Annotated in this window: 12 protein-coding genes; 2 read left to right on the forward strand and 10 right to left on the reverse strand. The window is 72.3% G+C overall.

Going from position 1 to position 12,305, the window contains the following annotated elements:
- Positions 1-377: 377 nt before the first annotated feature.
- Positions 378-920 carry a DapH/DapD/GlmU-related protein gene (locus tag AC27LF_RS33860; protein WP_479663273.1) on the forward strand — a complete coding sequence of 181 codons (543 nt, stop codon included), beginning with the start codon at positions 378-380 and terminating at the stop codon, positions 918-920.
- Positions 921-959: 39 nt separating this feature from the next.
- On the opposite strand, the gene AC27LF_RS33865 is transcribed toward AC27LF_RS33860, so the two are convergent.
- A complete protein-coding gene (locus AC27LF_RS33865) occupies positions 960-2,513 on the reverse strand; it encodes a bifunctional metallophosphatase/5'-nucleotidase (RefSeq protein ID WP_479663272.1) in 1,554 nt (517 codons plus the stop codon).
- 243 nt (positions 2,514-2,756) lie between these two features.
- On the opposite strand from AC27LF_RS33865, the gene AC27LF_RS33870 reads away from it, so the two are divergent.
- Positions 2,757-3,350 (forward strand): CAP family protein, encoded by a 594-nt coding sequence (locus AC27LF_RS33870; protein WP_479663271.1) that lies wholly within the window; start codon positions 2,757-2,759, stop codon positions 3,348-3,350.
- On the opposite strand, the gene AC27LF_RS33875 is transcribed toward AC27LF_RS33870, so the two are convergent.
- The 9 genes from AC27LF_RS33875 to AC27LF_RS33915 form a co-directional block, all read right to left on the reverse strand.
- Positions 3,317-4,903, reverse strand: a complete 1,587-nt coding sequence (locus AC27LF_RS33875; protein WP_479663270.1) for a GMC family oxidoreductase — start codon at positions 4,901-4,903, stop codon at positions 3,317-3,319. The two genes, AC27LF_RS33870 and AC27LF_RS33875, sit on opposite strands and share 34 nt — an antisense overlap.
- A complete protein-coding gene (locus AC27LF_RS33880) occupies positions 4,900-6,387 on the reverse strand; it encodes an aldehyde dehydrogenase family protein (protein WP_479663269.1) in 1,488 nt (495 codons plus the stop codon). The genes AC27LF_RS33875 and AC27LF_RS33880 overlap by 4 nt, the downstream gene beginning before the upstream one ends.
- A gap of 46 nt (positions 6,388-6,433) precedes the next feature.
- Positions 6,434-7,864 carry an aldehyde dehydrogenase family protein gene (locus AC27LF_RS33885; protein WP_479663268.1) on the reverse strand — a complete coding sequence of 477 codons (1,431 nt, stop codon included), beginning with the start codon at positions 7,862-7,864 and terminating at the stop codon, positions 6,434-6,436.
- Positions 7,861-8,763 (reverse strand): NAD(P)-dependent oxidoreductase, encoded by a 903-nt coding sequence (locus AC27LF_RS33890; RefSeq protein WP_479663267.1) that lies wholly within the window; start codon positions 8,761-8,763, stop codon positions 7,861-7,863. The genes AC27LF_RS33885 and AC27LF_RS33890 overlap by 4 nt, the downstream gene beginning before the upstream one ends.
- Positions 8,760-9,143 carry a carboxymuconolactone decarboxylase family protein gene (locus tag AC27LF_RS33895; protein WP_479663266.1) on the reverse strand — a complete coding sequence of 128 codons (384 nt, stop codon included), beginning with the start codon at positions 9,141-9,143 and terminating at the stop codon, positions 8,760-8,762. Before AC27LF_RS33895 ends, AC27LF_RS33890 begins: the two co-directional genes overlap by 4 nt.
- A gap of 32 nt (positions 9,144-9,175) precedes the next feature.
- Positions 9,176-10,117: an MBL fold metallo-hydrolase gene (locus AC27LF_RS33900; RefSeq protein WP_479663265.1), complete on the reverse strand. Its 942-nt coding sequence runs from the start codon at positions 10,115-10,117 to the stop codon at positions 9,176-9,178.
- Positions 10,111-11,271 (reverse strand): FAD-dependent oxidoreductase, encoded by a 1,161-nt coding sequence (locus tag AC27LF_RS33905; RefSeq protein ID WP_479663264.1) that lies wholly within the window; start codon positions 11,269-11,271, stop codon positions 10,111-10,113. Before AC27LF_RS33905 ends, AC27LF_RS33900 begins: the two co-directional genes overlap by 7 nt.
- 23 nt (positions 11,272-11,294) lie before the next feature.
- A complete protein-coding gene (locus tag AC27LF_RS33910; protein WP_479663263.1) occupies positions 11,295-11,822 on the reverse strand; it encodes a YbhB/YbcL family Raf kinase inhibitor-like protein in 528 nt (175 codons plus the stop codon).
- A partial coding sequence (locus AC27LF_RS33915; RefSeq protein WP_479663262.1) for a cupin domain-containing protein occupies positions 11,819-12,305 on the reverse strand: 487 nt, incomplete at its 5' end. The genes AC27LF_RS33910 and AC27LF_RS33915, both read right to left, overlap by 4 nt.

Raw genomic sequence — 12,305 nt, forward strand, 5'->3', positions numbered from 1 at the left:
CCGCCTTCCCCCGCGCGGTCGAAGACACCCCCTGTGCCGCGCCCTCGGTGCGGCACAGTTCGGCGCAGTCCGTCACCGCCCGGACGTGGGCGAGGATCAGTCGCCGGGCGCGGAGCGGCGTCGTGGCCGATGATGTGCGGACCGCAGCCGTCCTCCAGGGCGACCAGTCCGTGCGCCGGGTCCTGCGCGCTGACGGCGAGGGCGAACACACCGGTCGCTGCCCCGGCTTCGAGCGCCGTCGCGTGGAGAGAAGGAAGCCGGCGTCTGGGTGTTCGGTGGCGGCATCGACGGGAGGGTGCCCGGACCATGCTGGGCATGTGGCCTGTGCGGCGAGAATCGACCAGGTCAGTCAGCGGTACACCGGAAAGGATCGTGGCATGTCCAGCGACCGTCTCATGCGTATCCACAGCGCCGAGTTCCAGACCATGGCCGAGAGGGTTCTGCGGGTCACCGAGCTCACCTCCCGTCTGAACACCCTGCCGTTCGAGGACGAAGCAGCCAAGGCGGAACTGTTCGAGCAGATCCTCGGCAAGCCGCTACCGCGGAGAGTCACGATCTATCCGCCCTTCTACACGGACCACGGCCTCCACCTCGACCTCGCCGAGCGCGTGTTCATCAACCAGAACTGCACGTTCCTGGACTACGCCGGCATACGGCTCGGCGAGCGCGTGATGATCGGGCCGAAGGTCACGTTCATCACCAGCGGCCACCCGGTCGATCCCGAGGAGCGGCGGCTGTATCTCACCGGTGCGCCCATCGACGTCGCGGAGAACGTGTGGATCGGTGCCGGAGCCACCATCCTGCCCGGCGTCAGCATCGGCCGTGATGCCGTGGTCGCCGCCGGCGCGGTCGTGGCCGATGACGTGCCGCCGGCAAGTCTGGTGACCGGCGGCAAGGCGGCCGTGCACCGACGGTGGTGACGAACTCACCGGGACCACACGTCCCCCTGGACGGCCGCCTCACGGCAGGACCGTGATGCGGCCCTCCGTCGCGACGTCGATGGTGCCCAGCGTGCGGGCGTGCTCGGCGATCACCTCGGCGTCGACCGGGGCGTCCGCGAGGGGCACCAGCACCTCGGCGTCCGCGAACCCGCTGACGCCGTCGCCACCATTGACCACGTAGTTCGTCACCGCGACCGTGTAGGTGGCGCCCAAGTCGAGTGGCTGCCCGCCCACGCTGACGTCGCTCACGCGCGAGCCCGCGGCGGCGGTCGGCGAGTAGGCGTACGTCATGCCGGAGACCTGCGGGAAGCCACCGCCGGAGTGTTCCACCCGCGAGACCGCGTCCTCCAGCGACTGTCGCAGCCCCGCGCCCGTGACCCGCACCTTCATGAGCCGGTTGCCGAACGGGGCGATCGAGTAGGCGTCCCGGAGCGTGAAGTCCGGTCCCGGCGCCTCGGCGCGCAGGCCACCCCCGTTCATCCAGCCGATGTCGGCATGCTGCCGCTCGCGGAACGCGTCCGCGACGAAGTCGCCCAGCGTGGTCTCGCCGGACAGCCTGCCCTCCCGGCGGAGCGGGGTCCGCAGGCCCGCCAGGACCTCGGAGAGCCGCTGCTCCATCTCCGCGGCGTATCGCTTCTCGACCTCGCGCAGCTCCGGGTCCGGCGTGACGGTGTGGTCCACCTCGACCACCGACGGCTCCACCCGGTACTGGCCGCGCCGCTTGGTGATGTCCAGGCGGATCATCGACCCGATGTTCCCCTCGGGCGCCATGAGCGGCACATGGCCCTCGTACTCGATCACCGAGTCGTACTCGGCCACCTCCTCGCCGAACACGGCGTCCAACTGCGGCACGGCGCGCGCCAGCTTGTGGTTCTCGTCCATCGGGTACTGGCTCACGGCCACGACGACGTCGGCCTTGGCGTGCGCCCTCAGGTCGGCGACGGCGGCACGGGCCGCCTCGACGGGGTCCGTCTCGACGACCTTCCCGGCGGCCGAAGTCGTGTCGATCGCGTCCGTGAGCCCCACGAACCCGACGCGGACCTTGCCCACCCGCCGCACCGCCCAGGTGCCGTTCTCCACGAAAGGCGACCCGTCGGCGTCGGTCAGGTTGGACGTGATCCACGGGAAGTCGGACGCCGCGACCAGCTCGCGGGCGTGCTCCACGCCGAAGTCGAAGTCGTGCTGCCCGAAGTTCGCCAGGTCCACGCCGATCTTGTTGAACGCGTCGACCATGGGCACGCCCTTGTAGAGGCCGCCGAAGAGGGTGCCGCCGGCGAGGTCCCCGCCGAAGACGACCGCCGTGGCCTGGTTCTGAGCCTCGACCGAGCGCACCGCCGTGGCCAGCCGTGCGACGCCGCCCCGGTCCTGGCCGCCGGTCAGGACCGGGCCGATCTCGTGCGCGTCGTTGAAGTACAGGAGGGACGCCGTGTGCTGGGGACGCGCCTCGGCGTGCCCCTGAGGCCGTGCCGTGGGTGTCTCGGCGGCCGCGGGGGTCAGACCCGAGACGGTCAGCCCGGACACGAGCACGAGCGCGCCGAGGAGCCCGGCTGCGCGGGCGAGAGGACGGTGCATGGCAGAACCTCCGACGAACGCATCGCTTACGGCTCGGCACGCTAGCCCGCGGCGTTGAAGGCATGATCCCCCACGGGTGAACGGTGCGTGACCGGCGGCGGATGCCTGCGCCGGTGGGGGCAAGGCGGCTGTCCAGGACGAAGTGCGCCGGTTCCACGGCACTTCGTGTCTTTCGCAGGGCTGCGACGTTTGCCTGGTTGACACGCAATCAGCAAGCAGCTCCCTGGAGTGGTCATGCCCCACATGTGTACAAGAACCCGCTCAGCGGCCGCACTCAGCGGGTTCACCGCGCTCGTGCTGGCACTGTCACTCGGCCTCTGCGCACCGGCGTGGGCGCGCCCTCCTCTGCCGCTGAGCACCGATGACGCCTTCCAGCAGGACTGCCTCAAGGCCCACAACGGTTACCGAGCGCGGCACGGCGCTCCGCCCCTGAAGACGGATCAGGCCACCGTGGACCAATCCAGGGAGCGCGTCACCTTGATCAGCCAGTACGAGGGGCTGAGCCATGGTCACGCGGGTCTTCGTCAGGGGTACGGCGAGAATGTCTTCTGGTTCGGTTCCTCCTCTCCGGGCCAGGTGGCGACCTGCTCCGATGCCGTGAAGGCGTGGTATTCGGAGGGAGTCACGTACGACTACGGCCACCCTGGCTTCTCGAAGGACACGGGATTCTTCACCCAGGTGGTGTGGAAGTCCACGAACGCGCTGGGCTGCGCACGGGCGACCGGCCGCGGCTCCGCCTGGTACGAGACGTACATCGTGTGCCTGTACCAGCCCGCGGGGAACATCGTGACCTCGGACGGGAGTTACTTCTCGCGGAACGTCGGCAGGCCCGGCTGACCCGGCGGCCGTGGGCCGGCGTCCCAGTCCTCGGCTCGGTCGCGCCCGCGCAGCAGGTCCGCCGCCTTCTCGCCGATCATGACGGTGGCCGCGTTGGTGTTGGTCGACACGATCTCCGGCATGACCGAGGCGTCGGCCACCCGAAGGCCCGTCAGGCCGTGCACCCGCAGCTCAGGATCGACGACGGACAGCGCGTCCACGCCCATCCGGCACGACCCGGCGGCGTGCCCGTAGGACTGCACCGCGTCCCGGACGAACGCCTCCACCGCCCGGTCGTCGGCGTCGACCAGCGGGTGCTCGGCGCCGCGCCAGGCGTCGAACGGCGCGGTCCGGCTGATCTCCAGCGCGTGCCGGACGCCCGCGACCAGGGCGCGCAGGTCCTGTGCCTGGTCCAGGTAGCGGAAATCCAGCAGCGGCGGCGCCTCGGGGTCGGCGCTCGCCAGTGACAGCCGCCCCCGGCTCGCCGGGCGCATGTGCCCGACGCCGAAGGTGTAGCCGTGTTCGGGCGCGCGCTGCCAGGGATTGGTGAACGGCACGTGGATGAACACGATCTGGAGGTCCACCGAGGCGCGTCCCGGCTCGCTGTCGAGCAGCAGGGTCACCTCCCCCAGGTTGTGCGAGGGCGGGGGCAGCGGCCCGCGTGACGGCACGGTCAGCCCGGCGAGGATGATGTGGTCCTGAAGGTTGCGGCCGACGCCGGGCAGGTCGTGCAGGGCCTTCACTCCGGACCGTTCGATCTCCTCGGCCGGCCCCACGCCGGAGCGCAGCAGCAGGTGCGGCGAGCCGATCGCCCCGGCGCACAGCACCACTTCGGTGCCCGCCGCGCAGTGGACCGGCTCACCGTCCACGACCGCGTCGACTCCGGTGCAGCGGTCGCCGTCGAAGGTGATCCGCTCCACCAGGGCCCTGGGCAGCAGGTCCAGTCCCGGGCGTCCGAGGGCGGGTTCCAGGTAGGCCGTGGCGGTGCTCTGCCGGCGTCCGTCGGCGATGAGCAGGTCGTGGCTGCTCGCTCCGCGCAGCTGTGGCCCGTTGAGGTCTTGGGTGAGCGGGTGGCCGGCCTCCTGCGCCGCCTCCAGGTAGGTGAGGGACAGCGGGTGCGGTGCCGCCGCGGGCGCAGGACGCAGCGGTCCGCCGCTGCCTCGGTAGCGCGGGTCACCGTGCGGCGCCGTCTCCGAGCGCCGGAAGTACGGGAGGACGGAAGCGTAGTCCCAGCCCGTGCAGCCCTGGCGGGCCCAGGTGTCGAAGTCGCCGGGGTCGCCACGCAGGAACGCCATGGCGTTGGTGCTGCCGGTGCCGCCCACCGTGCGACCGCGGGGAATATCGTGCACATGACCTGTCGCGAGCTGGCGTACCGTGCGGAACGCCCAGTCGACGTCCGTGCCGTACAGCGCCGGCCAGGTGTGCGGGGTGGTGATCCGCTCACTGCTGTCGGGGGCGCCGGCTTCGACCAGCAGGACGCTGCGCGCGCCGTCCTCGGTGAGCCGGGCCGCCACCACGCAGCCGGCTGTCCCCGCGCCGACGACCACGTAGTCGTGGGTGAGGGTACGGGTCACAGCGCCACCACCACCGTCTTGGTCTCCAGGTACTCGTCCAGGTTCTCCCGGCAGGTCTCGCGGCCCCAGCCGGACTCCTTCACACCGCCGAACGGCAGCGCGGAGTCCGCGGCCTGGTAGCAGTTGACCCAGACCTGCCCCGACTCCACGGCGGCGGCCATCCGGTGGGCGCGCGAGACGTCCCTGGTCCACACGGCGGCGCCCAGCCCGAAGCGGGTGTCGTTGGCTAGGCGCACCACCTCCTGCTCGGTGTCGAAGGGGACGGCGCAGACGACCGGGCCGAAGATCTCCTCGCGTATGGCGCGCGAGTCGGGCCGGACACCGACCAGTACGGTCGGCTCGACGAAGTAGCCCTCGCGCTCGGGGGCGCGTCCGCCGGTGACCGCCCGGCCGCCGTCGGCGAGGCCGATCCGGATGTACTCCAGCACCCGGTCGCGGTGCTGTGCGGAGATGAGCGGACCCATCTGTGTGCCCGGTTCGGTGCCGCGACCGAGCTTGAGCGAGGCCGCGTGGTCGGCCAGCCGCCGCACCACCTCGTCGAAGACGCCACGCTGGACGTAGAGCCGCGATCCCGCGATGCAGCTCTCCCCCTGGGTGGCGAAGGCGCCGGCCGCGGCCCCGGCGACGGCGGCGTCGAGGTCGGCGTCGTCGAAGACGATGTTGGGGGATTTGCCGCCCAGTTCCAGGGACACCCGCTTGAGGTCGTCGGCGGCGCTGCGGACGATGGCCTTGCCGGTCGTGACCGACCCGGTGAACGTCACTTTGTCCACGCCCGGGTGGCGGACCAGGGCCGCGCCGGCGCTCTCGCCGTCTCCGGTCACGTAGTTGACGACGCCGGCGGGGATGCCGGCCTCGATGGTGAGCCGGGTCAGCAGGGCGAGGGAGACGGGGGTCTGCTCGGCGGGCTTGAGCACGATGGTGCAGCCGGTGGCCAGGGCCGGGGCGAGCTTCTTGACGGCCATCAGCAGCGGGAGGTTCCAGGGCACGACGGCGGCGACGACACCGACGGGCTCCTTGAGCGTGTAGGCGTGGAAGCGGCCTCCGAAGGAGGCGGGGTAGGAGATCGGGATGGTGTCGCCGGTGATCTTGGTGGTCCAGCCGGCGTAGTAGCGCAGGACGTCCACCGAGAACGGCACGTCGAAGTGGCGCATCTCGTCCAGGGGTTTGCCGCTGTCGACCGAGTCGAGCGCGGACAGCCGTTCGGCGTGGTGCTCGACGAGGTCGGCGAGCCGCCAGATCAGCCGTCCGCGCTCCTGGGGCGTCATCGTCCGCCATGCGCTGCCGGGGGCGAAGGCGGCGCGGGCCGCGGCCACCGCCCGGTCGACGTCTGCGGCCTGCCCGTCCGGGGCGTGCACGATGACCCGTCCGTCGGCCGGGTCGTGGACCGGAAAGGTCCCGCCGTCGAGGGCGCCGACCCACTCGCCGTCGATGAACATGGTGCGTGCGAGGAGGATGTCGTCCTGGACGTCACGGGTGTCGGCCATGGCTGTGCCCTTCCTGTGGTTGCGCCGGTTGGGGGTGCGCGGGTCCTCAGCGGCCCGTCAGGCGGATGCTGATGCTCTTGACGTGCGTGTAGTGGTGCAGGGCCTCGATGCCCTTCTCACGGCCGTACCCGCTGTTCTTGTGGCCGCCGAAGGGCATCTGGACGGACTGGGTGGACCAGGAGTTGATGTAGACCTGTCCGGCCTCCAGGGCCTCGGCCACCCGGAAGGCCCGGGAGATGTCCGCGGTGAACACCCCGCCGGCCAGGCCGAATTCGGAGTCGTTGGCCAGGGCCACCGCCTCGTCCTCGGTGTCGAAGGGGAGGACGACCAGGACCGGTCCGAAGACCTCCTCGCGGGCGATGCGCATGTCGTTGGTGACACCGGAGTAGACGGTGGGCTCGACGAAGAAGCCGCCGGCCAGGCCCGGTTCGTCCGGCACCCGGCCGCCGGTCTCGGCGGTGGCGCCCTCCTGCTCGGCGATCCGGAAGTACCGCTGGACGGTCTCCCACTGGCCGCGGGTGATCATCGGGCCGATCTCCCGGCCGGGCCGCAGCCGGCGGGTGGCGGCCACCACGGCGGCGGTGAACTCCTTGTGAACGGTGCGCTCGACGAACAACCGGGTTCCGGAGGAGCAGACCTGGCCGGCGTTGGTGGTGAACGCGCGTACGGCCTCGGTCGCGGCGAACCCCAGGTCGGCGTCGGCGAAGACGATGTTGGCGGACTTGCCGCCGAGTTCCAGGGTGAGCGGCAGCACACGGTCGGCGGCGATCCGCCCGATCTCCTGCCCGACGGGCACGGAGCCGGTGAAGGCCACCTTGCGCACCAGGGGGTGCCGCACGATCGCGGTGCCGACCTCGGTGCCGCGGCCGAGGACGACGTTGAACACACCCGGTGGCAGGCCCACCTCGCCGGCGATACGGGCCAGCGCGACGGTGGTGCGGGAAGTGGACTCGGCGGGTTTGGCCACCACGGTGTTGCCGGCGGCCAGGGCCGGGGCGCAGGCGCGGGCCGCCTGGTTGAGCGGCAGGTTCCACGGGGTGATCACGCCGACCACGCCCAGCGGCTCGCGCAGGGTGTAGACGTGCAGGTCGGGCCTGATGTCGAGGACGTCGCCCGCCGGGAGGTTGACGAGGGCGGCGTAGAACTCGAAGTACTCGGCGGCGCCCTGGATCTCGGCCCGGGACAGGGCGAGCGGTTTGCCGGTCTCGGCGCTCTCCGCGGCGGCCAGGGTGTCGGTTTCGGCGAGCAGCCGGCGGCCGATGGCGGCCAGCAGCCGTCCGCGTTCCGCGGAGGCGAGGTGCCGCCAGCCGCGGGCGGCGGCCTGGGCGGCGCGTGCGGCGCGGTCGACGTCGGCGGCGGTGCCGAGGGTGACCTCGGCGCCCGGGCCGCCGGTGGCCGGGTCGGTGCCGACGCGGGTGGTGCCGTCCGCCGAGGGTACGGCGGCGCCGTCGATCCAGTGCAGCAGCGCCCCGGTCATCGGGTCGCCTCCTTGTCGTCCTCGTCGGCCGCCGCGCCCAGCAGCGCGTACATCGCGGTGTGGTCGGTCTGCGGCGGGACCGAGCGGGCGACGCGGCGCCACTGGTCGGCGACGTGGTCGGACAGCTCCGCGGTACGGTCCAGGGAGCGCGCCAGGCCGACGGCGATGTCCACGTCCTTGGACATCAGCCGCAGGGCGAACCCGGAGTCGAAGGTGCCGCTCGTCATGAACTGGGCCACCTTGTTCTCACTGGTGTTGGTGCGGCCCGATGAGCTGTTGAGCACCTGTGTCATCGTCTCGGGCGGGATGCCGAACGCCTCGCCGAGCGCCAGCGCCTCGACGGTGACGGACACCGTGGCGGCCGAGACCAGGTTGTTGAGCGCCTTGGCGGCGTGGCCGCAGCCGATGCCGCCGACGGGGACGACGGTACGGGCCATGGCGCGCAGCAGCGGGGCCGCCCGTGCCAGGTCCTTCGGTGCCCCGCCGGCCAGCACCGACAGGGTGCCGGCCCGGGCGCCGCGGACGCCGCCGGACACCGGCGCGTCCAGCAGGGACAGGCCACGGCCGGCCAGCCGGCGGGCCAGCGCCCGGGTGCGCAGCGGCTCGGACGAACTCATGTCGATGACCAGGCAGCCCGGCGGCAGCGCCTCGGCCAGGCCGTCGCCCTCCAGCGCCTGCTCGACGACGTCCGAGTCGGGCAGCATGAGCACCAGGGTCTGCGCCCGTGCGAACGAGGCGTTGCCGTCGGCGACTTGGGCGGTGGGGTGCTCGGCGGCGAAGGCGGCGGCCACGCCGGGGGCGGCGTCCGCGACCGTCAGCCGGTGGCCCTCGGCGGCCAGCCGCGCCGCCATCGGCCCGCCCATGTTGCCCAGGCCGACGAAACCGATCTCGGCGCTCACCGTTCGGCGTCCATCGCGTCGAGGACCTCGGCGGCCAGCCGGAAGGACTCCAGGGCGGCGGGGCCGCCGCAGTAGAAGGCGCTCTGCATGAGCACTTCCTTGATCTTCTCGCGGGACACGCCGTTGTTGACGGCGCCGCGGACATGGGCCTTGAACTCGTGGCCCCGGTTGAGAGCGGTGATCATGGCGAGGTTGACCAGGCTGCGTTCCTGGAGGTCGAGGCCGGGGCGGTGCCACAGGTCGCCCCAGCAGTACTGGGTGACGTACTCCTGGATGTCGCGGGAGAAGTCGGTGACCGCCGCCAGCGAGGCGTCGACATGGGCGTCGCCGAGCACCCGGCGGCGCAGGGCGAGGCCGTCGTCGTAGAGATCGTGGTTCACTGCGGGCTCCTCGGGAGAGTGGACGGGAGTGGTCAGACCGGGTCGAAGCCGGCCCAGTCACGGACGGCGAAGGCGTCGGTGCCCGGCGGTCGCGCCGCCGGGTCGGCCGGGGCCGTCCGCCGTACTCGGCAGGCCGACCGGCCGCCGAAGTGGCCGGGGAAGACGAGCAGTTCGCGGTCGGCCGCCTCGGCGAGCAGCCTGCGCCGGGTGGACCGGGCGAGCGCCGGGTCCTCGCAGAAGCAGCTGTTGACGTCGGGGCGGGCGATCTGCACGGGCGAGTGCAGGATGTCCCCGACGAACAGCGCGCCTTCGCCTCGGGACTGCAGTCGTACGACGGCTGATCCCGGGGTGTGGCCCGGGGCGGCCTCCAGGACGAGTTCGCCGTTGACGCGGTGGCTGCCGTGCCACAGGCCGACCTGCCCGGCCCGGTGGACCGGCGCGACACTGTCCTCGAAGACGTTCTGGTTGCCGTCGCCCTGTGGGCGGGGCGTGCGCACGGGGTCCCAGCGCACGAAGTCCGGTTCGCCCATCAGATAGCGGGCGTTGGGGAAGGTGGGAACCCACTCCCGGTCGTCCAGCCGGGTGTTCCAGCCGACGTGGTCGACGTGCAGGTGGGTGTTGACCACGATGTCGACGTCCTGCGGGCGGACCCCGGCGGCCCGCAGGTTCTCCAGGTACGGCGTGTGGTGGTGGGCGTAGACGGGGGCGTACGGGCGTTCCTTGCCGTTGCCCGCGCCGGTGTCGACCAGGATGACCATGCCCTGGCTGCGGATCAGCCAGGTGTGCAGCACCGAGCGCAGGGTGCCGCGCCTGGCGTCGTAGAAGTCCGGGTCGAGCCGGTCCGCGTTGTCGCTCCAGTAGGCCGGGTCGCTGTCGGGGAACAGGAAGGCGGGCGTGGCGGGGCTGGGCCCCGCGTACTCGCTGATCCGCAGGACCTCGGCGTCGCCGACCATGACGGGCTGGGGTCTCACCATGAGCGGTTCGCCTCCGGCACGGGGTAGCGGGCCTGGAGTTCTTCGGAGACGGCCGCCGAGACGAAGTTGGCGGTCTCCAACAGCTCCGGTGTGAATCCGTTGCCGCGGGCCAGGCCGCGGGTGGCGGCCATGTGGGCGCTGCGGGCCTGAGCGTCGTCGGTCATGCGGCGCTCGCGGGCCTCCCACCGTGCGAGGGACGCCTCGATGTCGTCCCCCTGCTCCAGGGCGTGGGCGAGGTCGACGGCGTTGACGATGCCGACGCTGGCTCCCTGGCCCAGTGCCGGGCACATGGCGTGCGCGGAGTCGCCGACGAGGACGGCACGGCCGGTGGACCAGGGGGTGACCCGGGTGGTCTGGTAGGTGTCGTGCCGACCGCCCTCGGCCTTGCCGGCGAGTTCGATGACCTGCGCCAGGTGCGGGAAGCGCTGCGACCACACCTCGACGTCGACGGGGATCCGCGAGGCGCGCGGGTTGCGGGTCTCGGCCATCATGCCCAGGTAGATGGTGTCGGGGCCGGTCGGGATGAACAGGATGCGCATCGCGTCCGGTTCCAGGGTCCAGAAGTCGATGACCCGGTCCCACCGCTCGCTGCGGAAGGTCTCGGGGCGCGGGACGAGCAGACGGCACACCCCGTCGGTGTACTTCCTGCGCTCCTGGGAGAGGTCGGTCAGTGAGTCGCGTACGGCCGAGCCGGCGCCGTCGGCGCCGATGACCAGGTCGGCCTCGGCCCGGCCCCGGCCGGCCAGCAGCAGGGCGCCCGCCGGATCGGCGCCGACGGCGCGGGAGCCGGTGACGATCTCCACGCCCGCGGCGCGGGCGGCGTCGGCCAGCAGGGCGTGCAGCCGGGGCCGGGTGATGGCCCAGTAGGGGTAGCCGGGCAGTTCGGCGGAGACGGTGCTGCCGCCGAGGCTGGTCTCGTAGTACCGGGGCTGTACCCCGTCGGCGCGGATGGCGTCGGCGACGCCGATGACGTCGAGGGCGAGCATCGCGTTGCGCCACAGCAGGATGCCGGCGCCGAAGTCGCGGACGTCGTCGTTCTGTTCGTGCAGGCGCACGGTCCAGCCGCGCTGGGCCAGGGCGGTGGCGACGGTCAGGCCCGCGAAACCGGCTCCCGCGATCTCGGCGTGCCGGGCGGTGGTGCGTTGCGTTGTCATGTCGGTACCTCCCGGGCCGGATCTCAGTCCGCCGCGTCGACCCAGACGGTCATGCTGCCGCGGGCCAGGGTGTGGAAGTGCAGGTGGAAACCGAGGACGACCGGCGTCGTGTCGGGGTCCAGGTCCAGTCGGGGAACGTCGACGGCGTGGACGATGAAGACGTAGCGGTGGCGGCCGGTGCCCGGCGGCGGGTTGGGGCCGATGTAGTGGCGCATCCGCAGGTCGTTGGGGACGGTCAGCGAGCCCGGCGGCAGCAGGCCGCCGGCAGATCCCGCGCCCCTGGGAATCGAGGTGACGTCCGCGGGGATGTCGGCCACGGCCCAGTGCATGAAGCCGACACCGGTCGGCGCGTCGGGGTCGTAGCAGTTGACCGCGAAGCTCCTGGTCCGCTCCGGGAAGCCGGTCCAGGAAAGGTGCGGCGAGGTGTTCTCGCCGCCGATCTGCGGGTCGTGGAAGGGCTGTGGCATCCGCTCGCCGTGGCGCAGGTCGTCACTGCGCAGGTTCAGGGCGGGTGCGGGGGTGACCGCCGCGTACGGGTCGTCGTGGATCATGGCGTGTCCTGTCGGGGGGTGCTGTGGACGGCGAGGATGCGCAGGGTGCGGTGGACGTCCCAGGTGCCCGTCCAGCCGGAGGGAAGGGCGGCGGAGCTGCCCGCGGTCAGTTCGTGGCGGGTGCCGTCGGCGTCGGTGACGGTGGCCTCGCCGTCCAGGACGTGCAGGAACACCGCGCGGCCCGGCTCGGTCGGCGGGGCGCCGCCGGGCTCGCATGCGAGCAGGGCGCAGCGGCCGTCGGGCCCGTCGGACAGGACGGCCCGCCCGCCCGGCAGCGGGGCGTGCAGGACCTGTTCTGCGGGGGTGAACGCGCAGGGCACGGGGGCGCCGGGCAGCGGGGGCACGGGGGTGGTGTGCAGATAGACCTTGCGGATGGTGTCCCGGATCTGCCAGGTGCCCTCCCAGGCGTAGGGCAGGACGAGCACGCTGTCGGGTGTCAGTTCGTGGCTGGTGCCGTCGGCGTCGGTGATGGTGGCGTCACCG

It is taken from the genome of Streptomyces diversicolor (assembly GCF_057537855.1).

Excerpts from the sequence above, each read along its gene's own strand:
- AC27LF_RS33860 (WP_479663273.1), top strand. The coding sequence starts at position 378 with ATGTCCAGCGACCGTCTCATGCGTATCCACAGCGCCGAGTTCCAGACC.
- AC27LF_RS33865 (WP_479663272.1), bottom strand. The coding sequence starts at position 2,513 with ATGCACCGTCCTCTCGCCCGCGCAGCCGGGCTCCTCGGCGCGCTCGTG.
- AC27LF_RS33870 (WP_479663271.1), top strand. The coding sequence starts at position 2,757 with ATGTGTACAAGAACCCGCTCAGCGGCCGCACTCAGCGGGTTCACCGCG.
- AC27LF_RS33880 (WP_479663269.1), bottom strand. The coding sequence starts at position 6,387 with ATGGCCGACACCCGTGACGTCCAGGACGACATCCTCCTCGCACGCACC.
- AC27LF_RS33885 (WP_479663268.1), bottom strand. The coding sequence starts at position 7,864 with ATGACCGGGGCGCTGCTGCACTGGATCGACGGCGCCGCCGTACCCTCG.
- AC27LF_RS33900 (WP_479663265.1), bottom strand. The coding sequence starts at position 10,117 with ATGGTGAGACCCCAGCCCGTCATGGTCGGCGACGCCGAGGTCCTGCGG.
- AC27LF_RS33905 (WP_479663264.1), bottom strand. The coding sequence starts at position 11,271 with ATGACAACGCAACGCACCACCGCCCGGCACGCCGAGATCGCGGGAGCC.
- AC27LF_RS33910 (WP_479663263.1), bottom strand. The coding sequence starts at position 11,822 with ATGATCCACGACGACCCGTACGCGGCGGTCACCCCCGCACCCGCCCTG.